The organism is Aurantiacibacter sediminis, from assembly GCF_016019885.1.
Taxonomy (GTDB): domain Bacteria; phylum Pseudomonadota; class Alphaproteobacteria; order Sphingomonadales; family Sphingomonadaceae; genus Alteraurantiacibacter; species Alteraurantiacibacter sediminis.
This window is the reverse complement of sequence record NZ_JAEANY010000003.1, coordinates 48,770-71,442: the sequence shown is the minus strand read 5'-3', so window position 1 is coordinate 71,442 and position 22,673 is coordinate 48,770. Positions and strand designations below refer to the sequence as shown.

Below are 22,673 nucleotides of genomic sequence, written 5' to 3'. Positions count from 1 at the left end.
ACCCGCTTGACGAACTCGTGAAACCCGCATCATCCTCGCGCGTACGTACACGTGTAGGGACACCGTCAGGACATCATGCAACTTGTCATCGTAGAATCGCCAGCCAAGGCGAAAACCATCGAGAAATATCTGGGCAAGGACTTTAAGGTTCTCGCTAGCTATGGCCACGTCCGCGATTTGCCGCCCAAGGATGGGAGCGTGCGCCCGGACGAGGAATTTGCGATGGATTGGGAGGTCTATTCCGACCAGCGCAATCGCAAACAGGTAAAAGCCATCGCCGATGCGGCGAAGGACAGTGATCGCCTGATTCTGGCGACCGACCCTGACCGTGAAGGCGAAGCGATCAGCTGGCACGTTCTCGAGCTGCTGAAAAAGCGCAAGGCACTGCCGTCCAATGTCGAGCGGGTAACGTTCAACGCAATCACCAAGCAGGCGGTGACCGAAGCGATGAAATCGCCGCGCGAGCTCGATCAGGACCTGATCGACGCTTACCTTGGTCGCCGCGCGCTGGACTACCTTTTTGGCTTTACGCTCAGCCCGGTGCTGTGGCGCAAGCTGCCTGGTGCGAAATCGGCGGGACGTGTGCAGTCGGTCGCGCTGCGCCTGATCTGTGAGCGCGAACGCGAAATCGAAGTCTTCAAGGCGGACGAGTATTGGTCGGTCACGGCCAAGATGGAGCACGATGGAACGGCATTCGATGGCCGTTTGGTGCGCTATGACGGCAAGAAGCTGGAGCGGCTTTCCATCGGCGACAAGGGCACTGCCGACGCTGCGAAAAAAGCTGTCGAGGACGGCCGCTTCACAGTGGAAGAGGTCGAGACCAAACCGCTCAAGCGCAGCCCCGCGCCGCCATTCACCACGTCGACCTTGCAGCAGGAAGCGGCGCGCAAGCTCGGTTACTCCGCCAGCCACACGATGCGCTGTGCGCAATCTCTGTATGAGGCAGGCGCGATCACCTACATGCGTACCGACGGTGTGCAAATGGACATGAGCGCCATCATGGCTGCGCGCGATGCGATTTCGGAGCGTTTCTCAGAGGAGTATCGTCCGGAAAAGCCGCGCTTCTATCAGTCGAAGGCGAAAAACGCGCAAGAAGCGCACGAAGCGATCCGTCCTACCAATTTCAGCCGCGATCGCGCGGGCTCTGGTGACGAGGCGAAGCTTTACGATCTGATCTACAAGCGCGCGATGGCGAGCCAGATGGCGACCGCCCAGCTTGAGCGCACCACCGTCACCATGCGCGATCCGACTGGCAAGCATGAACTGCGCGCGACCGGGCAGGTGGTGAAATTCCCCGGTTTCCTTGCGGTGTATTCAGAAAGCTTCGACGACAAATCGGACAGCGACGATGACAATCTGCTGCCGGTGATGCGCAAGGGCGATAGCCCGGCGAAGAAAGCGGTCGAAGCGGTCCAGCACTTCACCCAGCCACCGCCGCGCTTCTCCGAAGCTAGCCTCGTCAAACGGCTTGAAGAACTCGGCATCGGGCGGCCTTCGACCTATGCCTCGACAATCCAGACGCTGCGTGATCGCGATTACGTGCGCATGGAGAAAAACCGTTTCTTCGCAGAGGATTCTGGCCGCCTGCTAACAGCATTTCTCGAACGCTTTTTCCCGCGCTATGTCGCCTACGACTTTACGGCGGAGATGGAAGAGGAGCTTGACGATGTCTCCGGCGGCCGCGCTGAATACAAGACATTGCTGAGCAATTTCTGGCGAGACTTCAAACCGAAGAGCGATGAAGTGATGGAGCGTCAGCCTTCGGAAGTGACCGAAGTGCTCGATGAATTCCTGTCCGACTTTCTCTTCCCCGAACGCGAGGATGGCCATGCGCCGCGCTGGTGCCCGCTGTGTGCAGAGCAGGGGCGCGATGGCGGCGAACTCCATCTGCGCGGCGGCCGCTACGGCGCCTTTATCGGCTGCGACAATTATCCGGAATGTACATTCCGCCGGAAATTCGGCCAACCCGGCAAGGATGACGGATCAGACGACGGCGCGATGGGCGAACACCCCGAAACGGGTGAAGTCATCGAACGCAAGTCGGGACGCTTCGGCCCCTATGTGCAGATCGGAGAGGGCAAGGAAGCCAAGCGCGCCTCAATTCCGAAGGACCTCGATGATTTCGATCTCGAATGGGCGGTGAAGCTGCTCGGTCTGCCGCGCATCGTTGGTCAGCACCCGGAAACCGGCAAGGACATCGAAGCGGCTATCGGTCGCTACGGTCCATATCTTCGACATGACGGCAAATATGCGAAACTGTCAGGCACGCGCGATGTCTTCGATGTCGGGATGAATGCAGCCGTCACCATGCTCGCCGAAGCCGCCAGCAAAGGCGGGCGCGGGCGGGGCAGCCGCGAACCGTTAAAAGTGTTCGGAAAGACCGAGGCGGGCGACGACGTGAAGCTGATGGATGGTCGCTATGGTGCGTATGTTACCGACGGCAATGTCAATGCGACGATCCCGAAGGATAAGGACAAGGACAGCCTGACGCTGGATGAGGCGCTCGCCCTGATCGCGGAAAAAGCGGCCAAAGGGCCTGCGAAAAAGAAACGAAAGGCTCCTGCCAAGAAGAAACCTGCCGCGAAGAAAAAGGCACCGGCCAAAAAGAAGGCGGCTGCAAAAAAGTAACCATTTTCGCGCTCGGCTTTCCGGCGTTTGTAAATCCTCAACCCTTGAGCGGTAGGCAGGCCTTTCTCACTGAAGGGCCTGCACCGTGATCGAGATTGAAATTCAGAACGAAACGCACCAGTCGCAGCAGCGACTGCGCTTTGCTTCCGTGCCGCGCATTGGCGAAAGCATTCGCCTGCGCGAAGACACGGGCGTTTACGAAACCTACGACGTGCTCGACGTCTGGTATCAGAAAGCCGAGTTTGGCGATGTCTGGACGCCATATCTCCACGTTCGCGCCGCTTCCGCTGCAACCATGCCAACCGCCGTTGCCGGCGGACGGTTCTGAGTAGGGGAGGCAATGCCATGCAACATTTGATCAAGCGCAGCACCGGTCCCCGCGCCAGCAAGGCCGCTCCTCCGACATTGGCTGAGCGTCTCGCCGCCAACCGCAAGGCTTCGCAGGCAGCCGCAGCTGAAGAGCTGGAAGAGCAGGAGTTCGAGCAGGTTGAGGACGTGCTTGACCTGACCGAAGAGGCTCCGCTCGAGGCGGCCCCGGCCAGTGCGCCTGCAAATGATACCCCAGCCAACGATACCGATGCCATCGTCGAAGCGGCCAAGGCGGCGCGTTCGGGCGGCGCTAAGCCTCAAGCATCGGGCAAAACCTGCCTGGTAGTCGATGACAGCCGGGTGATCCGCAAAGTCGCAAGCAAGATCGCGAGCGATCTGGGCTTCACCGTAATCGAGGCCGAACACGGCGAAGAAGCGCTCCTGCGCTGTAAACAGACCATGCCTGATCTTGTCCTGACAGACTGGGACATGCCCGTCATGGACGGCCCAAGCTTCGTTACCGCGCTGCGCGAAAAGCCGGGTGGGGGAGCGGTAAAAGTCGTATTCTGCACATCAAAAGGTGAGGCGGGCGACATCCACAAGGGCATTGGCGCCGGGGCGGATGATTATATCGTCAAACCGTTCGATGAGGCGGCTATTACGTCGAAACTGCAAAAGCTTGGCGTGATCTGAGGCGGGTAGGGCTGCTCCGGCAATTTTATTTTACCCAGTCGAGTCCCATTTCCTCGTACATTTCGCGGTTCTCTGCCCAGCGTTCATCCACCTTCACATGAAGGAAGAGGTGGACTTTCTGGCCGAGAATGTCGGCAAGTTCCTTGCGCGCCGCTTCACCAATTTCCTTGATACGCCTACCGCCTTTGCCCAGCACGATGGGCTTCTGACTATCTCGCGCAATCACAATCTGCTGCCGGATCTCAACGCTTCCATCCTCGCGCTGTTCGTAGCTTTCTGGGCGCACGGCGGCATCATACGGCAATTCTTCGTGCAGCTGCCGGTAAAGCTGTTCGCGCGTCACTTCCGCAGCGAGCAGGCGTTCAGACGCGTCTGACACCTGATCCTCGGGATAGTGCCAAGGCCCCTCTGGCATCAGCGAAGCGAGATGCTCTTTCAGCTCGGGAACGCCATCGCCGGTCAGCGCGGACACGAAATAAATCTCCGCAAAATCGGCGATCTGGGTCAATTCCTGCGCCAGCTCCAGCAGCGGCTCTTTTTTGCTCACGTCGACCTTGTTGAGCACGAGGATCTTGCGCTCCGGGCGGTCTTTCAGCAATTCCAGCAAGGGCATCAGCTCGTGCCGGCGCTGCTTGACTGGATCGACGACCAGCAACACAGCGTCGGCAGCGGTGGTGCCTTCCCATGCGGCGCTCACCATCGCGCGATCCAGCCTGCGCTTGGGTTCGAAAATTCCCGGTGTATCGACCAGCAGGATCTGTGTGCCCTCATGCAGTGCTATGCCCAGTAGACGCGCGCGGGTCGTTTGCGCCTTGGCGGAAGTGATTGCAACCTTCTGGCCCACCAATTGGTTGACCAGCGTGGACTTGCCCGCGTTGGGAGCACCGATCACGGCAACTAGGCCGCATTTGGTCTCTGGCTGGCTCATCCGAATTTCTCCATAAACAGTTTTGCGGCTTCGGTTTCCGCATCGCGCTTTCCGCTGGCGGTCGCTTCGACTTCACCGACTTTGTAAACGCTCACCTTGACGGTGAAGCGGCGTGCATGGTCGGGGCCTTGCACGTCGGTCACTTCGTATTCGGGCGGCCTGCGCTGATTGCCCGCTGCCCATTCCTGCAGGGCGCTTTTTGGATGCTTGCTCTTGCCGGTTTTTCCGTTGAGCGGGTCTTCCCACAAATCGCAGATAAGCTGCTCTGTGCGGGCAAAGCCGTTCTCAAGAAAGCTGGCACCCAGCAGGGCTTCCATAATGTCGCCAAGCACATTGTCGCTATTCTGTGCGCCGTCCTCGCGGGCTTGCTTGCCCATGATGACATGATCGGAGACACCGATGTCGCGGGCGCGGTCAGCGCAGGTCTGCTTGCTGACGAGTGCGTTCAGGCGCTGCGCCATGCGGCCTTCATCATTCCGGCCAGTCTCATACAGCCGATGCGCGATGGTAAGGCCAAGGACGCGGTCGCCCAGGAATTCGAGCCGCTGGTAGTCGCGCGCTTCGCCGGTGCTGCCATGGGTCAGCGCTTCACGCCACAGGCTCTCGTCATTCACGGCAAAGCCAGCATCCTCCAGCCAGTCACGCGTCGCGCGGTCGAGCTTGCTCAAATGCCGTCCCCGATCCGGCCCCAGCGCGCAGCCGAGAACCACGTCCACGGCAGCAGCCATTCGGCATTCCCATCGGTGGACCAATACATAAAGCTGGCTTCGGCGACGAGGTTTTCTTGCGGCACGAGGCCAATCCCGCGACCCGGCTCTGCGGGAAAGCGGCTGTCGAGCGAGTTGTCCCGATTGTCACCCATCAGAAAAAGCATGCCTTCGGGCACGACCACGGGCGCGGTGTTGTCCTGCGGCAATTCGCCCAGATCCATGATGTTGTAGGAGGCACCGCCCGGCAGCGTCTCGCGGAACTGCGGATAGGCGCAGGCTGGCGCGCCGTCTTCTGTGGTGGTGGCGAAGCGCTGCGCCCTGCACTGGTGGTTGGGCGTTACGGGCAGGACATAATCCTCAATGCGCTCCATCCCGACAGGTGCGCTGTTCAGATGCAATACGCCGTCCACCATCTGCACCGTATCGCCCGGCAGGCCGATGACGCGCTTGATATAGTCGGAGCGATCGATCGGATGCTTGAAAATCACGATGTCGCCGCGATTCGGCTGGCTACCGAAGATCCGCCCGTCGCCCGCGTCGATTCCAAAGGGGAGCGAGGCGCTGGAATAACCGTAGGACCATTTCTGGCTGAACAGGTAATCGCCAACCAGCAGGCGCGGCATCATGCTTTCCGACGGAATATTGAAGCTGGTAAAGAAGAAGGTGCGGAAAATCAGCACCACGATCACCAGCTTGACCAGGAACCAGCCGAAGCTTTTCCAGTCTTCTTTTTCTTCTTTCGCCTCCGGCTTGCTCTTCGCACCGGCGGGCTCGTCGATCTCTCTGATATGCTCTTCAGTCATCGGTTTGGGTCATGTTGCGCAGCGCGGCGAAGGTCAAGCATGCTTCGCATAGCAATTCGCGGTTTTCATTCGGATGCGAAGCGCCTAGCCGTGTGACGAAGCTGCTAGAAAGGATTTGGTTTTGGCCCTGTCGCGCGATGAAGCCTGGGAAAAGGTTGCTCTCCATCCCGATCCGACGCTGGAAGAACTGTTCGCAGACGACTGTGACCGGGTCGACAAGCTGGCAACGCGGCTGGAGCTGGGCGGAGACATGCCGGGCATATTGTTCGACTGGTCGAAGACGCATCTAACCGACGAGATTCTCGCCGATTTCGAAGCTCTGGCCAGGGCGAGCGATTTTGCCGAGATGCGTGCGAAGATGTTCGCTGGCGAGGTCGTGAATCCCACGGAAGGCCGCGCCGCAGAGCACTCCGCGCTGCGCGGGGTCGGCAAAGACAGTTCGGTCGAGGAAGCAGAGGCACTGCGCGAGCGCATGCGGCTCCTCGTCAACGCTTTGCACGAAGGTGCGTTCGGCGAAATCAAGCATTTGATCCATGTCGGCATCGGCGGCAGCGCGCTGGGGCCGGACCTTGCTGTAGACGCGCTCGCGCGGGACCTGCCGCTGGTGGATGTCCATGTCGTGTCCAACATTGACGGTGTAGCGCTGGAAGAAGCGTTCGAAGCCTGCGATCCGCAGACCACATTCGTCGCAGTCGCCTCCAAGACGTTCACCACGATCGAGACGATGACCAACGCGCAGAGCGCGCTCAAATGGCTCGCTGACAATGGCGTTTCCGATGCGAGCGGCCGCGTGATCGCGCTCACTGCTGCGCCGGAGAAAGCCGTGGAATGGGGCGTGGACGAAACGCGCATCCTGCCTTTCGCCGAAAGCGTCGGCGGGCGCTATTCACTGTGGTCATCCATCGGCTTTCCCGTGGCGGTCGCCGTGGGCTGGGAAGATTTTCAAGCCATGCTCGATGGCGCAGCGGCATTCGACCAGCACTTTCGCGACACTGACGGGCGCGACAATCTGCCGCTCCGCGCAGCCTTTGCAGACCTGCTCTATGCCCGGATCAAAGGGGCGCAGACCCGCGCGGTGTTTGCCTATGATGAGCGGCTGCGGCTGCTGCCCGATTACCTCCAGCAGCTCGAAATGGAATCGAACGGCAAGAGCGTGACGGTGGATGGCAAACCCAGCGGCCCAACCGCGCCGATCACCTGGGGCGGAGTGGGGACGGACGCGCAGCATGCCGTCTTCCAGCTTCTCCACCAAGGCACGCATCTGGTGCCGATCGACTTCATCGCCAGCATCGAGCCGGGCGACACGCTGGACGCGGCGCACCACACGATCCTGCTGATGAACTGCTTCGCCCAAGGCGCGGCGCTGATGGCAGGCAAAAGCTCAGACGATCCGCACCGCAACTATCCGGGCAACCGCCCCAGCGCGACAATCCTGTGCGACGATATCGACGCGGCCACCTTCGGTGCGCTGATCGCCTTTCACGAACATCGCACCTTCGCCAACGCGGTGCTGATGGACATCAATCCCTTCGACCAGTTCGGCGTCGAACTCGGCAAGGAAATCGCGAAGAAGATCGAGAAAGGCGGCGAGCGATTTGATGCGAGTACAGAAGCGCTGCTGAAGGCCGCGGGGGTGGGTTGATGCAATGCCAATGACACGCAGAGACTTGTTTGTTGGCGCTGCAGTCGCATCCACCCTTGCTGCAAGCGCTGGAGTTTCGGCTTGTTCGCCAGCTCCAACCGATCACCTGACAGCCCCGGGTCAATTCTTTGCATTGCTCGCCCGAGGCGAATTTGTAGCGGCGAGAGACCTGCTGGCCGAAGGTGCCACGCTTTCGGTCGTCAGTTCAGAGGGCGGTTTTCACTACGAAGAGCCACAAGCAATCGCCGAAGTCCTTGGCCAACTGTTGACGACGGAGGGCTTCAATATGGTCGGAGACGGCGAAGGAGATGCGGTTGGTGGCATGTATTGGGGCCAGCGCGGCCCTTGGCTTTGCAGTGATATGCTGAAAGGAAATGCCATCGAGATGGGCCACTGTGGCAGTGACATGTGGGGCAGCATCTTCAACGTCTACGTCGACGCCTTTACGGTGCAAGATCGATTGAAGACGATCCTGTTACTTCAGGCCCAGGATTTTGTGTTATTAGCGCCTTACGTCCATCGTGACTTCGAAGCGCCGAGCGAATGACCTTCCCCCTCATCTTCGCCATCGCATGGGCGCTCATTCTCGCGGCGGGGGGAGGGCTGCTCACCACGATTGGCGAGTGGTATTACGATCTCAAGAAGCCGAGCTGGCAGCCGCCTGACTGGCTATTCGGCCCGGCATGGACAACGATCTTTGCGTTGGCCGCATGGGCCTTCGTGCGCAGTTGGGACGGGGCCGAGGCGGTGGGTGAGACATCGCTGCTCATCGCGCTTTACGTGATCAATGGCGTCGCCAATTTCGTCTGGTCGCCGATGTTCTTCACACTCAAGCGGCCCGATTGGGCGCTGTATGAAGTACCTATCCTGTGGGCGAGCGTACTCGCGTTGGTGCTGACGCTTGGCCGATACGATGACCTCGCGCCATGGCTGATCGTGCCCTATCTCGCGTGGGTCAGCTTCGCCACCGTGCTCAACTGGAAAATCGTCCAGCTGAACAAGCCGTTCGGCGGCGAAGCCTGAAACCCGCTTAGAACCGCACTCCGGCAAAAATGCCGAATACACGCGGTTCGTTGACCATTGCGGTGAGGTTGTTGAAGTCGATGCCGCTCACGGCGCTTTCATCATCGGTGATGTTGCGTGCGAAGACCGCGACTTCGTATCGGTCGTTCTCCCAGCCGACGCGCAGGCCGCCTTCCAACAGGCTGTCATCCTGGAATTCGACGCTTTCGTAGAGGAAGAAGTTGATCTGCGAGCGGTATGCCCAGTCGGTAAAGATATAGACATCGCCGTCACCCACCGGGAATTCATAGCGCGCCGTCCAGTTTGCAATCCATTTGGGCGCCTGCGGCAGGCTGTTGCCGTCGATGTTCACGATGGCGGCCGCAAAAGGTGCAGCAGGGGTCACGATCGGATCGAGAACTGTACACAGCGAGACATCCGGGAACGTATCGACTCGTGTGCCGCCGCAAGCAGCAGTGGTGAGGTCGCTATCCTGAATCTCGGTGTCGTTGTAGCTGAGCCCAGCGGTGAATGTGAGGCCGTCCGCCGGGGCGAGCTGCGCATCGAGTTCGAAACCATATCCGCGCACATTGTCGGCATTGATCAGGCGGTTCGCATTCACGTTGCCGCCCACAGCCGTTAGCTGCGCATCGTTTAGATCATAGATGAAGCCGCCTAGGTTCACCCGCGCGCGCCCATCCCAGAAGGTCGTCTTGATACCTGCTTCGTAGGAGGTGATTGTTTCGGAATCGCCGATCGTCACACCATCTTCCAGCGGAGTGGCAGTGGCAGGCGGGAAGAGTATGCGGCCCTGAATGCTGGGAGCGCGATAGCCGCGTGCCACGCGGGCGTAGAGGTTCACATCCTCCGATGCCTCATAGGTCGCGCTGAGATCCCAGGTTATATTGTCGTCGCTCACATCGCGCGTGACCGTGCCGAGCGGGCCCTGCAGGAATGTGGGGAATTGCGTATCCTGGCTGCGCACCACGACGAAATCGCGGCTGTCATCATTGTAGCGGATGCCGCCGGTGACGCTCAGCTGGTCGGTCAGATCGTACGTGACCGATCCGAAGACGCCGAATGCTTCGCTTTCCTGACGCTGGCTGACCACGATGTTCACGCCGCCCGGCGCGTTCAGGGGATCGCCCAGTGTCGAGAAATTCGTGCTGACGATATCGAGGGATTCGTCGAAGAAGAAAATGCCGGCCTGATAGCTCAGCGGACCGCTGCCATTGCTGGCGATGCGGATTTCCTGCGTAAACTGGTCGAGGCTGGGGATCGCGTCTTGCGTTTCCGCGGTGAAGGGAATTTCGCCAGGACCATAAAGTTCGGGCGGAAGGAAGTTGGCGCCGAAGCCGCCATCAATATCGCCGACCGATTCCAGCTCCCCATGCCAGTAACTGGTCACCGAGATGATCGAAACAGCGCCGAGATCCAGCGTCAGGCGAGCGGCGAGGTTCTGCGTCTGAACTTCATTGCCGTTCTGGCCGTCGATTGACACCTGATCGCGATCGAAATTGGCGTTAAGGCCTTCCTCACCGCGGGTGAAATTATTGGCGCGGAACAGGCGCGCGGTCGCGTCGAGATCGCGCAGCTGGCCCGTCAGCAAGACTTCGAATGTGTCTGTCGGCTCAAACAGCGCCTGAACGCGAACGGCGAATTCATCGAAGCTGCCAAATGCATCTTCCGTCGTGCCTGAGGGCAGAACATTGTCGACCCAGTCATCCTGCCGCTGGTAAAGGCCGGAAATGCGAAGCGCAGCTGTATCACCAAGTGGGACGTTGACGGCAGCTTCCGCATTCACCGCGTTGAAGCTGCCATAGGATGCCTGCGCATAGCCTCCGAGATTATAGTTCGGCTCGACCGTATCGAATTTCACAATGCCCGCCGGCGTATTGCGACCGAACAGCGTGCCTTGCGGTCCGCGCAGGACTTCGACCTGCTGCATGTCGAAAACCGGGAAGCCTTTCAGGATCGGGTTTTCCAGCACGACGTCGTCGTAAACCAGGCTGACGGGTTGCGAGGCGTTCAGATCGAAATCGGTATTGCCGAGGCCGCGAATGTAAAAGCGCGGGAAAGTCCGCCCGAAAGAGCTTTCAATCGTGAGGCTGGGCACACGGCCCGAAAGCGCGCGAATATCCTGCCCGCTGGAGTTGATTGCGGTCAGCGCTTCTTCACCGATGGCCGTCACCGAAATCGGCACGTCCTGGATGTTTTCCTCGCTGCGGCGAGCGGTGACGATGATTTCGCCGAGGCCGGTCTCCTGTTCAGCTTCCTGCGCATCTTGCGCAGTGGCCGGAGCGGCGATCATCATCGCGGAAATGATGGACGAAGAGGTGAGGAGAGAAATTGCGCGCTTGGTCATCATGAAGCTCTCATTCGGGCCGGGAAAGGCGTTCCGGCAGGCAAAATGACAAGAATCGGCAGAGCCGACGGGACGAAAGGTATTTACGGATAGCCACCGAGGAGTGGCGCGGGTCAATCCTGCACCTGTGGGGAAATGTGAAACCTTGCTTACAATGTTGTGAATTGGTGACACTTGTGTCCGCCGTGCGACCTGTCTTCGAAGTGCGCGACACGCCGGTGCATTGACTTTTTGCACTGCAGCATCCACATGACGCTCATCGAAGAGAGCGCCAGCGTGAAGCGGCGATGGTGAGAAAGCCATCAAGCCCCGGCAGCCCTTCGGTCCTTTTCCTGAGACTTCCCTTTTCACGCGGGTCGTTTTGACACCCGCGCCGCGCCCGGAATCCACCCAGGATTTCGGATAGCGCGCCGCATATATTGCGAGTTTAATACATATTATGACTACCAAATTTTCCGATCTCGGTCTGTCGCAGCCTGTCATGCAGGCACTCGACATGCAGGGATATGACACGCCGACGCCGATCCAGGCGCAGGCCATTCCGCCTGTGCTCGAAGGCCGCGACCTGCTGGGTATTGCGCAGACAGGTACCGGCAAGACGGCTGCCTTTATGCTGCCCAGCATCGACAATCTGCGCGCAGCGGACAACCGCATCCCGTTCAAGTCCTGCCGTATGCTCGTGCTGGCTCCTACGCGTGAGCTGGCAGGTCAGATTGCCCAGAGCGCAAAGGATTACGGCGCGCTCGCTGGCCTGAAGGTCCACTCGATCGTCGGCGGCACCAGCGTCAACAAGGATCGCAACAAGCTGCACCGCGGCACTGACATCCTTGTCGCAACGCCGGGCCGCCTGCTCGATCTGATCGACCAGAAGGCATTCAACCTTTCGGGTCTCGAGATCCTCGTGCTCGACGAAGCTGACCAGATGCTCGATCTCGGCTTCATCCATGCGCTGCGCCGCATTCGTGAGCTTGCCCCCGCGGAGCGCCAGACGCTGTTTTTCAGCGCCACCATGCCAAAGCAGATCAAGGAGCTTGTCTCCGGCTATTGCAAAAACCCGGCACAGGTCAGCGTCACGCCCGAAAGCACGACGGCAGAGCGGATCGACCAGTATCTGTTTATGGTGCAGGCGGATGAGAAGCAGAGCCTGCTCGAACTGATCCTGTCGGGTCGCCACCAAGTGCCCGGCAAGTTCGAGCGCGTTCTCATCTTCGCGCGTACAAAGCATGGCTGTGACCGGATTGTGAAAAAGCTTTCGCAGGTCGGCATCGCTGCCAATGCCATTCACGGCAATAAGAGCCAGCCGCAGCGCCAGCGCGCGCTCGACGAGTTCAAGCGGGCGAAGACGCCGGTGCTGATCGCGACCGACGTTGCCGCACGCGGGATCGACATCCCCGGTGTCAGCCATGTCATCAATTACGAGCTACCCAATGTGCCCGAGCAGTACGTGCACCGCATCGGCCGCACGGCGCGAGCAGGTGCGGACGGGATTGCGATTGCTTTCTGCGCAGAGGACGAGCGTGCCTATCTGAAGGACATCAGCAAGACGACCGATGCCGAATTCGATCGCTTGCCGTTGCCTGAAAACTTCCGTGCTGTTGTCGAAGGTGTCGGTCCCACGAAGCGGGCGCAGCCGACGAAGCAGAAACGCATACACCCCAAGCCGCGCGGCAAGTCCGCAGCGATGCGGGGCGAGGGCGGCGGCGCTGCTGCTCCCAAAAAGAAGCATCCTGCGCGCAAGGGCAAGCCTAATCACGGCCCGCAGGGTGGCGGTCAGGGCGGTCAGTCCCGTGGCGGAAAGCCAGGCGGCAATCGCGGTGGAAGCAACTCTGGCGGTCGCAGCTTCAACAATCGGCGCAGCGGTGGCGGCAATCGCAATCGCGGCGCTGGTGGAAGTCGCGGTCAGGGCAATTCATCGCGCCAAGGCTAAGCCAATCTTAAGCATAGCGGCATAGCGTCGCGCCCATGATCCGGACGAAAACAACACTGGTCGTGGGCGCGGGCGCGTCTTGCGAATTGCAATTTCCTGACGGGCGTGAATTTCTTGCCCGCATATCCGCAGGTTTTGATTTCCAGCGTCTTGGTACGTCGCTTGAGACGCCCGATATCAAGGCGATGGCGGATCATATTGCGGATATCGCTAAGAAAGCGCGGGTGAAGAAGGGAGCGCTGATGGAGGCGGGGCAGACGATCCGCTCCGCCGCGCGCATTTCCAGCTCCATCGATTCCATTCTTGAACAGCATGGCGATAACCCGATGGTGCTGGCCGTCGGCAAACTCGCCATCGCGCATTACACACTGGATGCAGAGGCGCACTCTCCGCTGGGCGAAGAACCGAAAGATCCCGGCGACCTGCCCGTACGCGGGAATGAAAATTGGCTGTTCCAGCTCGCACGCGCCCTCGTCAACGGCGTGCCGCGTTCAGAAGCCGAGCGGTGCTTCGACAATCTCTCGATCATTTGTTTCAACTATGATCGCTCCATCGAGCATTACCTGCCATGGACGCTGCATATGGCGTTTGGGATGACGCTCACCGATGCCCGCGCGCTGGTGGCGGAGAAGTTGAAGATCATCCATCCCTACGGCACGCCCGGCAAGCTCGAGTGGCAATCCGGCAAGATGCCCGTCGCCGATTGGGGGGCGGGTGAGCTTGAAAACCTTCCATCGGTGGTTGAACAGATCCACACGCTTTCCGAACGCAAGGAAGAGCGCGGATTCAGCCGCCAGATGTTCGCCGAAGTGGTGCAGGGCAAGCGGCTCGTCTTCCTCGGCTTCGGCTTCGATCCGATGAATTGTTCGATGCTTTTCGAAGCACCGTTCGAGCATAACCCCGATGTCCTCGTTACCCTGCCGCGCGCCAGCGATACGCAGCGCGCCGCCGTGATGCGGCTGCTGAAAAGCCAGGCAGGCATAAAGGATGAAGGGATGATTACGATAGAGGATTTGCGCGCTTGGGAGCTGATGCGCGACTACGCGCCATTCCTGGAAAGCTAGTAACTCGGAACGGTTGCCCCGCGAACACTGTTGGACCATAGCGCTCCCACGCAACCGGAGAAAATTCCCGCATGTCCGACAGTTACGATTTCGATCTTTTCACCATTGGTGCAGGTTCTGGCGGAGTGCGCGCAAGCCGTGTCTCAGCCGCGCATGGCGCACGCGTCGCAATTGCGGAGGAGCACCGAGTAGGCGGGACTTGCGTCATCCGCGGATGCGTTCCGAAGAAGATGCTCGTCTACGGCGCGCATTTTGCCGAAGATCTCGAGGACTGTCAGAAGTTCGGGTGGACGGTCGAAGGAAAAAGCTTCGACTGGGTAAAGCTTCGCGACAATGTGCTGGACGATGTCTCCCGCATTGAAGACGCTTACACTGATACGCTCGAAAACCACGACGTCACGATATTCAAAGAGCGCGCAGAGATTACCGGTCCTCACGAGATTACCTTGGCAAGCGGCAAGACGGTCACCGCCAAATATATCCTGATTGCGACCGGTGCCCATCCGCATTTGCCCGATTGCGAGGGCACAGAGCACGGGATCACGTCGAACGAGGCGTTTCATCTCGACGAACTGCCCAAGAAAGTAATCATCGCGGGCGGCGGCTATATCGCGAATGAATTTGCCGGAATTTTCAACGAATTCGGAAGCCGCGTCTGCGTCGTCAATCGAGGTGACACTCTGCTTCGCCAGTATGACGAAGCTGTGCGTGACAGGCTGCTGCAGATCTCGATCATGAAAGGCATCGATTTCAAATTCAACACCGTCTTCGAATATATCAAGCCATGTGATGATGGCGGCTATTTCGTGAAGCTTTCCAACTGCGATGAAGAGCGTGTCGATCTCGTCATGTTCGCCACAGGGCGCGTCCCCAATACCAAGGGTCTTGGTCTGAACAAAGCAGGCGTCGAGCTGGGCGATAAGGGCGAGGTTATCGTCGATCGCTTCAGCAAGACCAATGTCGATCACATCTATGCCGTGGGTGATGTGACTGACCGGGTGCAGCTGACCCCGGTCGCAATCCGCGAAGGCCAGGCTTTCGCCGACAGTGTGTTCGGGCCGAGCGATCCGGTCGCGGTCGATCACACCTGCATCCCCAGTGCCGTGTTCAGCCATCCCCCGATTGCCGCCGTCGGCATGACAGAAGGGGAGGCGAAGAACTCGCTCGGCAGCGTTAAAGTCTACCTCTCCGATTTCCGCGCGATGAAGAACGTCGTGGCCGGGCGCAATGAGCGCAGCCTGTTCAAAATGATCTGCGACGGGGACAGCGGGCGAATTGTTGGCATTCACATGATCGCTCCCGAAGCGCCGGAGATGATGCAGGCCGCCGCAATTGCCGTGAAAGCCGGGCTGACCAAGGCCGATTTCGACGCCACCACCGCCATCCACCCGACAATGGCGGAAGAGCTCGTCCTTATGCGATGAGATGATTACTTTACGTAAAACATAAAATATTTATTGCAAATCGCAAATCGTCGCGGCATAGCCCCCTTCAACGAAAATTGGAGGGAAGTCATGAGTGCAATTTGGACAAAACGGTTCGTAAACTTCCTGCTCGTGATCGTCGCGCTCGCGGCGGTCGGCGCGCTGGTGCAAGCGTGGAGCGCCTATAGCGAGGGCAAATTCCACATGGTGAGCTATCCTGCCGAAAGTGATAGATACCAAGTGTATCCCATCGGAAATTGGGACGCATTCTGGCAAGCGAAAGAGGGAAGCGTCCGCGTGGATGATCATGCATGGTTGCGCGCTGCTCGTCTGGCGGGTGAATTAATTGCTATCGGACTGCTTGCGGCAATCTTTTGGCAGCTGCGCGGCTTTCTGGGGAGAGTCGCGGGCGGCGATGTCTTCAGCGACGCGAATATTCTGGCACTGCGCCGCATTGGTAAACTGTTGGTATCGGGAAGCGTGTTAGGCATTTCAATCGCGGTGATGACGCAATTCGCAATCCTTGAGGCACTGCCTGAAACGCTCGACGGAGACCGGATCATCCTCCCTTCGATATCGTTTGGAAGCGATCCAGAAATGCCGAACATCCGGATGCAATACACACCGCCGATCCTCCCCATGCTGATGGCGATGATCGCCTTCATTACTGCAGGCGCATTCAAATCGGGTCAGCAATATCGCGAAGACAGCGAGAGTGTGGTCTGATGGCTATCATTACAAATCTCGACGTCGTGATGGCGCAGCGCAAGGTCAGCTTGAAAGAGCTGGCCGAGCGTGTGGGTATTTCAGCCACGAATCTCTCCCTCCTTAAAACCGGCAAGGTGAACGGGGTGCGCTATCGCACCCTGAATGCCATCTGCCGGGAACTGGATTGCCAACCGGGAGATATCTTCGAGTATCGGCCGGATGATTGACGGCCTGCGAGCCACGGCTATCGTCAGGCTTGATTTGTAAGGGATAGGAGAGTGGCGTTGCGCCCGTCGATTTGGACTATCGGATACGCGCAACAGATCCAGCATAGCCTGATCACGACGTTAAAGGCTGCGCGTATCGAAGTGCTGGCGGATGTCAGGGCCATCGCGAATTCGCGGCGACCCGGTTTCGCCAAAACCTCTCTTCAAACAGCTCTGGAAGCCGCCGACATCGCTTACACCCATATTCCCGAACTCGGCACATCGACCGCCGGACGCGCCGCCGCACGCAGAGGCGACGTGGAAACCCTTCGCGAAATTTATGAAGAGCAACTGCTTTCCATCGAAGCCGCTGCGCGAATGCTGGAATTACAGACGCTGGCTAAACAGCGGCGCGTCTGCCTGCTGTGCTATTGCGAGGACGCGCACAAATGCCATCGGGGCATCCTGGCTGACAAGGCCTTTGCGAAATGGCGGCGCATCGATCTGTGAACAGGCTTTTGGCCCCTTGAATTCGCGCGACGCTTAGCGGAGAAAGCGCGCAAACAATAAAACGGGACTGCCTTATGATACGCCTTTCGCGCATTTTTCTTGCCCTATCCGCTGTCCTCTTGCCCGCCGCTGCCGCAGCGCAGGATGCCGAGCATTCCGAATGGTCGATTGCCATTCATGGCGGGGCAGGGACAATCGAGCGGTCACTAATGACACCGGAGCGGGAGGCAGCCTATAATGCATCTTTGCAAGGCGCTCTTGATGCAGGTGCAATTGTGCTGAGCGACGGCGGCACGGCAGAGGATGCCGTGATCGCGGTCATTACGCTGCTGGAAGACGATCCGCTGTTCAATGCCGGGCGCGGCGCGGTGCTGACGTGGGAAGGTGGCATTTCGCTCGATAGCTCGCTGATGCTGGGCCACGATTTAAGCGCAGGCGCAGCTGCCGGGGTGGACGATGTCCGCCATCCGATCCTGCTCGCACGCGAAGTGATGCGCAACAGCCCGCACGTGCTGCTGAGCGGCGAAGGCGCAAGCGAATTTGCCGCCGAACAGGGCTTGGAATTGATGGACACCGATTGGTTCATCACCGAACGCCGCGCGCGCTCGCTCGAGGCGTTTCGCAATCGGCAGGAAGCCAGCATCGAAGATCGTGAACATGCCTTTGGCACCGTGGGAGCAGTGGCGCGCGATATGCACGGAAATTTGGCTGCGGGGACCTCCACCGGTGGCACGACCGGCAAGCGCTGGGGCCGCATTGGGGACTCGCCGCTGATTGGCGCAGGGACCTATGCCGATAATCGCGCATGCGCTGTGTCAGCGACGGGAACGGGCGAATACTTCATCCGCGCCAGCGTGGCGCGCGCCATTTGCGATCTCATCCGCCTTACCGGCATGGGTCCGCAAGAGGCAGCCGACCAAGCCATGCTCGAAGTCGAGGAGCTGGGCGGCGATGGTGGAGTCATCGTGGTCTCGAACATCGGCGAAACCGCATTCTCGTTCAACACCTCCGGCATGTATCGCGGACGCGCCGACAGCACAGGTGTGAATGAAATTGCGATCTACGGGGAAGACCCGGCTAGCGATTAATGCGCTTGCAATTGCTCGGTGAGGAACGCGGCCACATAATCCAGCGCTACCTCGCGATCGAAAAACGCCTTTCCGATCCCTCGGAGCAGGATGAAAGGCAGCGTGCCAGCGTCCATTTTCTTGTCGTGAAGCATATGGTTGGCCAGAGCCTGACCTGAACAATCGAGACCGAGCGACGCGATTTCGGTCGCCAGGCCGGAGGCGGAGATGGCCGAAGAGATGCGCTGCGCTTCATCTTCGGATAGATAGCCTCTTCGCGCCGAATAGCGCGCCGCCAGCACCATGCCGAGCGCAACCGCCTCGCCGTGCAGCAAGCGATCTGAATATCCCGTCTCGGCCTCCAGAGCGTGGCCGAAAGTGTGGCCAAGGTTGAGCAGGGCACGCGCGCCGCTCGTCTCGCGCTCATCCTCGGCCACGATCCGCGCCTTGGCTTTTACGCTTTGCGTGACGGCGTATTCGATAGCCTCTCGATCATGCGCGATCACTCTAGGGCCATTTGCCTCGCACCAATCGAAAAATGCGACATCGCCAAGGATTCCGTATTTGATGACTTCGGCATAGCCGCAACGCATTTCGCGTTCGGGAAGCGTAGCCAGAACGTCCGTATCCGCGAGGACGAGCGAGGGCTGGTGAAACGCACCGACCAGGTTCTTGCCTGCCGGGACGTTTATCGCGGTCTTCCCGCCAACCGAGCTATCGACTTGCGCTAGCAGGCTGGTCGGCACCTGGATGAAACCGCAGCCGCGCTTCAACATGGAAGCGGCAAAGCCCGTCAGATCGCCGATCACGCCGCCACCCAGCGCTACGATGTGATCGCCGCGCTCGACTTCTTCGCTGAGCAGCCATTCGACAGTACGGGAGAGGCCGTCCCAGCTTTTCGCGCTCTCACCGGGCTCATGGACTAGCCACGCAGCCTGCTTTCCTGCGGCCTCCAGCGCTAGGGCGATAGGCTCACGCCAATGTGAATGGACATTGCTGTCGGTGATGATCGGCACGCGCGGCTTGCGGAGAAGGCTTCCGCATTCTTCGGCGAAATTGCCAGTCAACCCGCTGCCGATATGCACGTCATAGCTGCGGCCCGCCAGATCGACCTTTACGACAGCCATTGGTCGAGCCCTTCGAGGATGCGATTGACGGTGGTCTGATGCGGACCGCTGTCGCTTTTTACGTGAATATGCGCCTCGGCATAGATCGGTTCGCGCTCAGTCTTCATTTTGGTGACCTTGGCGTTGATATCGCCTGTGCGAAGGAGTGGGCGGCGCTTGTTGCGGCTCACCCGCTCGACAAGCGTGTCGATGGCCGCATCGAGCCAGATGGCCACACCTTCCTGCTTAATGAGCGCGCGCGTCTCGTCTTCAAGGAAAGCACCGCCGCCTGTCGCCAGCACGCAGCCAGCGCCGCTTTGATCCATCAGCCGTGCGATCACCCGCCGCTCCCCGTCGCGGAAATACTCCTCGCCAAACTGATCGAATATATCCGCCACGGACATATTGGCCGCCTGGACGATTTCTTCATCCGCGTCGGTAAAGTCCATATTCAGCACATTGGCGAGCCGCCGGCCCACGGTGGATTTGCCCACGCCCATCATGCCGACAAGAACCAGCGGCCTGTCGAGGCGCTGCTTGATGGAGCGCACCATCGCATCATCGGGCAAAGGCTTGGACATGGTCATTGCCGCAAGGCCTATAGATAGGCTAACCGCGCTGGCAAGGCTGCGAGCTGAGTTGCGCGCAGCGATGATGTAAGAAACGGGAAGTGTCGCGAGGTGTCCAAACGCCTGATGATTATTCTTGCGCTGATTGTTATCCTGCTGGTTCTCGCCGTCGCCTGGTTTGACGGTGGGCGTGAGGAACAGCGCCTGATTGTGGAACCCGTTGAATTGCCGGAGAGGGATCTTTGAAACGCGTTGGACTTTGGCTGGCAGGCGCTGGCTTTGCCCTGACATCTACTCTGGCGCTGGCAAGCGGGCCGGAAGACCTGCTGCCGCCCGCATTCCGCGATCCGCCGCCGCAATCGACACCAACGCCGACGCCGACAGCGACACGGACGAGTGCGCCCGCGCAACCAGGTGGCACCTCCGCACCGTCGGTATCTGCACCCGTCGTGCAAGATATTCCGTCACCAAGCAATGCGGCACCAGGGCGGGTTTCCCTGCCGGACGATTTTCCCTCTCTTGCAGAGCTGGAGCGGATGGAATCTTTTGAGGTCAACGAGCTCTTCGGTTTGCGTCCGCGTTTCGACATTCCTGCCGCAGCGCGCCGCGATCTTGCACAGATCGGCGTCATGGACCGTTCGGAAGGCGGCTTTGTCACTGGATCGCTCGCCAACCAGCCCGCCGCCCTGGTGCGCGCTGCGCTTGAGGCCAGCAACGGGCCTGTCGTCTCCCGCTGGGGCCATATTCTCATGCGCCGCGCGCTTGCCAGCAGGCTCGATGCGCCAGACGGCATGGACACAGTCGAATTTGCGGCAATGCGTGCCAATACCCTCAATGCAATGGGGGAGGCGGTGGTGGCGCGCACGCTGTTGCAGGATATCGACACCGGCAATTATGATCGCGCACTGACCGATGCGGCTGTGTCTGCGTATCTCGCTTCGGGTGATATTCTTGGTGCGTGTCCTGTGGCCGTCCTTCGCGGGGATGTACGCGAGGACGGCGAGTGGCAAATGTTGCGCGCAATTTGCGCCGCCTATCTCGGCCAGACACGCAGCAGTGAGCGCGATCTCGACCGTGCACTCGGCACCGGTGCGGCACCTGAGATCGATGTGCGCCTGGCACAGCGTTATGCAGGCGCGGCGGGTGATGGCGGCCGCGCGGTCAATATCGAATGGGACGAGGTCGAAGAGATCACGCCGTGGCGCTTTGCCTTGGCAAGGGCGCTCGGCGTCGAATTGCCTGAAGGACTTCCCTTCACCGGACAAACTCCGGCTGATTATGCGGTTTCCGAAGTGCTCATCCCTGCAACACCGCTGCTCCAGCGTGTGAATTCAGCAGATACGGCGGGTGGCCGGGGCGTATTGTCTTCTGCGGCCATGGTCGACCTTTACTCCCGCCTATGGGCTAGCGATGCCTATGACCAGGCGGAGAAATCCTCAGCTGGCTTGCTGCGCGAGGCTTATGTCGCATCGACCTCGGCAGAGCGTGTCGCGGCCATGCGCGAATTGTGGGAGCAGGAAGGCGATGCGAGGTATGCGCGCCAAGTGGTTACCGCCTATGCCGCGGCGCGCATCCAGCCGAGCGAGGAACTGCTCGAAGATGCGCCCGCGCTCATCGCTTCGATGCTGACGGCCGGGCTTGATCGTAACGCGATGCGCTGGGGCTCGCTGGTGCCTGCTGGCAGTGAAGGCTGGGCTTTGCTGGCTCTCGCGCAACCTGATCGTAATGGCACGGTGAGCGCAGGCGATGTCGATAATTATATCGACGAAGATGGCAGCGCTGACAGCCGCAAATCGGCATTTCTTGTCGCTGGGCTGGCCGGGCTTGAACGGCTGGATGACGATGACTTTGGTGATTTCGCCGGTCGGCTTGGTGTGAACTATACGCGTGAAAGCGCATGGAGCGGCAAGATCGATGCAGCGTCGTCTTTTGGCAATCAGGCGCTTGTGGCTCTACTTGCAGGCCTTGGCATGCAGGGACGCAGCTGGGACCAGATGACCCCGCGTCACCTTTATCACATCGTTCGCGCGCTGAATCGCGTCGGATTGACTGCTGAGGCTCGAATGATCGCAGCAGAGGCTGTCGCGCGCAGCTAGGCCGCGAGCGCCAAAAGGAGAGTAGGCATCCATGTCCGCCGCAATCGACAGCTTTCTGGCGATGATGGCTGCAGAACGCGGTGCCGCGGCAAATACGCTCGCAGCCTATCGGCGCGATCTCGAGGCAAGCGAAGATCTGCTTGGAGAGCTACTTTCAGCATCGCGCGATGATCTGATGAAGCTGAGTGGCAAGTGGGCAAATTTGGCTCCTTCCACAGTCGCTCGCAAAATCTCGGCGCTCCGCCAATTTTTCGGCTTTTGCGTCGACGAAGGTTTGCGGACCGACGACCCTTCCTCTGCACTACCACGCCCGCAAGCACGCAGACCGCTTCCCAAGATCCTGTCGCACCAGGAAGTCGAAGCCATCTTCGCGCAAATCGAAGAAGAGGCGCAAGGCAAGGAGCCAAGGGCGGTTCGACTGCTCGCGCTTTTTGAATTGCTCTATGGTTCAGGATTGAGGGCAACAGAACTCATCTCGCTCCCCGTCAGCGCCGTACCGCGCGATGCGCCGTTCCTGACGGTCACGGGCAAGGGCGGACAGCAGCGCATGGTACCCGTGTCGCGCCGTGCACAGGCAGCTCTGTCGCGATGGCTAGAGGTGCGCGGGTCGGACAGCGCCTATCTCTTTCCATCGCGCGCCAAGCACATCAGCCGCATTCGCCTCTACCAGATGGTGAAAGAACTGGCGGCGCGCGCAGGGATCGATCCGAATAAAGTCAGCCCACATGTGCTGCGTCACGCCTTTGCCACCCACCTGCTGGAGGGCGGGGCGGATTTACGTGTGCTGCAGACGCTGTTGGGTCACGCAGACATAGCGACTACGCAGATTTACACGCATGTCGATTCCGCACGGCTCGTGGCGCTGGTAAACGAGCGACATCCCCTTGCGGCACGTCGCAGAGAGGGCTAGCGGGCA

At 59.8% G+C, this 22,673-nt stretch carries 21 protein-coding genes; 15 read left to right on the top strand and 6 right to left on the bottom strand.

All coding sequences use genetic code 11. From position 1 onward, the window contains the following. Positions 1–75 precede the first annotated feature (75 nt). The 3 genes from topA to I5L03_RS13595 all read left to right on the top strand — a co-directional run bounded on the left by topA (position 76) and on the right by I5L03_RS13595 (position 3,630). On the top strand, positions 76–2,628 hold the full coding sequence (gene topA, locus I5L03_RS09640) for a type I DNA topoisomerase (RefSeq protein ID WP_197921584.1): 2,553 nt from the start codon (positions 76–78) through the stop codon (positions 2,626–2,628). A gap of 85 nt (positions 2,629–2,713) precedes the next feature. Continuing rightward, complete coding sequence (locus tag I5L03_RS09635; protein ID WP_199803279.1) at positions 2,714–2,956, top strand: hypothetical protein; 243 nt, start codon at positions 2,714–2,716, stop codon at positions 2,954–2,956. 17 nt (positions 2,957–2,973) lie between these two features. Next, complete coding sequence (locus I5L03_RS13595) at positions 2,974–3,630, top strand: response regulator (protein WP_197921583.1); 657 nt, start codon at positions 2,974–2,976, stop codon at positions 3,628–3,630. A gap of 25 nt (positions 3,631–3,655) precedes the next feature. Here I5L03_RS13595 and era read toward each other — a convergent pair whose 3' ends face one another. The 3 genes from era to lepB are packed head-to-tail and all read right to left on the bottom strand — an operon-like array spanning position 3,656 to position 6,071. Further along, positions 3,656–4,558, bottom strand: a complete 903-nt coding sequence (gene era / locus I5L03_RS09625) for a GTPase Era (RefSeq protein WP_197921582.1) — start codon at positions 4,556–4,558, stop codon at positions 3,656–3,658. Continuing rightward, positions 4,555–5,226 carry a ribonuclease III gene (gene rnc / locus I5L03_RS09620; protein WP_234035192.1) on the bottom strand — a complete coding sequence of 224 codons (672 nt, stop codon included), beginning with the start codon at positions 5,224–5,226 and terminating at the stop codon, positions 4,555–4,557. The genes era and rnc overlap by 4 nt, the downstream gene beginning before the upstream one ends. Further along, positions 5,223–6,071 carry a signal peptidase I gene (lepB, locus tag I5L03_RS09615; RefSeq protein WP_197921580.1) on the bottom strand — a complete coding sequence of 283 codons (849 nt, stop codon included), beginning with the start codon at positions 6,069–6,071 and terminating at the stop codon, positions 5,223–5,225. Before lepB ends, rnc begins: the two co-directional genes overlap by 4 nt. Before the next feature lie 121 nt (positions 6,072–6,192). Here lepB and pgi point away from each other — a divergent pair, with 121 nt between their 5' ends. From pgi to I5L03_RS09600, 3 genes are read left to right on the top strand one after another with little or no spacing between them, the layout of a single operon-like run. Next, positions 6,193–7,713, top strand: coding sequence for a glucose-6-phosphate isomerase (pgi, locus tag I5L03_RS09610; protein WP_197921579.1), 1,521 nt, complete (start codon positions 6,193–6,195; stop codon positions 7,711–7,713). A gap of 4 nt (positions 7,714–7,717) precedes the next feature. After that, positions 7,718–8,260 (top strand): hypothetical protein, encoded by a 543-nt coding sequence (locus tag I5L03_RS09605; protein ID WP_197921578.1) that lies wholly within the window; start codon positions 7,718–7,720, stop codon positions 8,258–8,260. Next, entirely contained in the window at positions 8,257–8,736 is a 480-nt protein-coding gene (locus I5L03_RS09600; protein WP_197921577.1) for a TspO/MBR family protein, read from the top strand. The genes I5L03_RS09605 and I5L03_RS09600 overlap by 4 nt, the downstream gene beginning before the upstream one ends. 7 nt (positions 8,737–8,743) lie before the next feature. Here the strand turns inward: I5L03_RS09600 and I5L03_RS09595 are convergent, their stop codons facing one another. After that, on the bottom strand, positions 8,744–11,083 hold the full coding sequence (locus I5L03_RS09595; RefSeq protein WP_197921576.1) for a TonB-dependent receptor: 2,340 nt from the start codon (positions 11,081–11,083) through the stop codon (positions 8,744–8,746). 436 nt (positions 11,084–11,519) lie between these two features. Here I5L03_RS09595 and I5L03_RS09590 point away from each other — a divergent pair, with 436 nt between their 5' ends. From I5L03_RS09590 to I5L03_RS09560, 7 genes are all read left to right on the top strand, one after another. Next, positions 11,520–13,007: a DEAD/DEAH box helicase gene (locus tag I5L03_RS09590; protein ID WP_197921575.1), complete on the top strand. Its 1,488-nt coding sequence runs from the start codon at positions 11,520–11,522 to the stop codon at positions 13,005–13,007. A 35-nt stretch (positions 13,008–13,042) separates the two neighbouring features. Further along, positions 13,043–14,071, top strand: a complete 1,029-nt coding sequence (locus I5L03_RS09585) for a hypothetical protein (protein ID WP_197921574.1) — start codon at positions 13,043–13,045, stop codon at positions 14,069–14,071. Between the two features lie 71 nt (positions 14,072–14,142). Next, entirely contained in the window at positions 14,143–15,495 is a 1,353-nt protein-coding gene (gorA, locus tag I5L03_RS09580; RefSeq protein ID WP_197921573.1) for a glutathione-disulfide reductase, read from the top strand. 90 nt (positions 15,496–15,585) lie between these two features. Then, complete coding sequence (locus I5L03_RS09575) at positions 15,586–16,221, top strand: DUF2975 domain-containing protein (protein WP_197921572.1); 636 nt, start codon at positions 15,586–15,588, stop codon at positions 16,219–16,221. Further along, complete coding sequence (locus I5L03_RS09570; RefSeq protein ID WP_197921571.1) at positions 16,221–16,430, top strand: helix-turn-helix domain-containing protein; 210 nt, start codon at positions 16,221–16,223, stop codon at positions 16,428–16,430. The genes I5L03_RS09575 and I5L03_RS09570 overlap by 1 nt, the downstream gene beginning before the upstream one ends. A 51-nt stretch (positions 16,431–16,481) precedes the next feature. Beyond that, entirely contained in the window at positions 16,482–16,919 is a 438-nt protein-coding gene (locus I5L03_RS09565; RefSeq protein WP_325100156.1) for a DUF488 domain-containing protein, read from the top strand. A gap of 74 nt (positions 16,920–16,993) precedes the next feature. Then, positions 16,994–18,007: an isoaspartyl peptidase/L-asparaginase family protein gene (locus tag I5L03_RS09560; RefSeq protein ID WP_197921570.1), complete on the top strand. Its 1,014-nt coding sequence runs from the start codon at positions 16,994–16,996 to the stop codon at positions 18,005–18,007. Here the strand turns inward: I5L03_RS09560 and aroB are convergent. Together aroB and I5L03_RS09550 are read right to left on the bottom strand one after the other, a co-directional pair. Further along, the gene (aroB, locus tag I5L03_RS09555) at positions 18,004–19,113 is read right to left on the bottom strand and encodes a 3-dehydroquinate synthase (protein ID WP_197921569.1); all 1,110 of its coding nucleotides are present in this window, start codon (positions 19,111–19,113) and stop codon (positions 18,004–18,006) included. The two genes, I5L03_RS09560 and aroB, sit on opposite strands and share 4 nt — an antisense overlap. Beyond that, entirely contained in the window at positions 19,101–19,679 is a 579-nt protein-coding gene (locus tag I5L03_RS09550) for a shikimate kinase (RefSeq protein WP_197921568.1), read from the bottom strand. The genes aroB and I5L03_RS09550 overlap by 13 nt, the downstream gene beginning before the upstream one ends. A 224-nt stretch (positions 19,680–19,903) precedes the next feature. On the opposite strand from I5L03_RS09550, the gene I5L03_RS09545 reads away from it, so the two are divergent. Together I5L03_RS09545 and I5L03_RS09540 are read left to right on the top strand one after the other, a co-directional pair. Continuing rightward, the gene (locus I5L03_RS09545) at positions 19,904–21,757 is read left to right on the top strand and encodes a hypothetical protein (RefSeq protein ID WP_197921567.1); all 1,854 of its coding nucleotides are present in this window, start codon (positions 19,904–19,906) and stop codon (positions 21,755–21,757) included. Positions 21,758–21,788: 31 nt separating this feature from the next. Further along, positions 21,789–22,667 (top strand): tyrosine recombinase, encoded by an 879-nt coding sequence (locus I5L03_RS09540; protein ID WP_197921566.1) that lies wholly within the window; start codon positions 21,789–21,791, stop codon positions 22,665–22,667. Positions 22,668–22,673 lie beyond the last annotated feature (6 nt).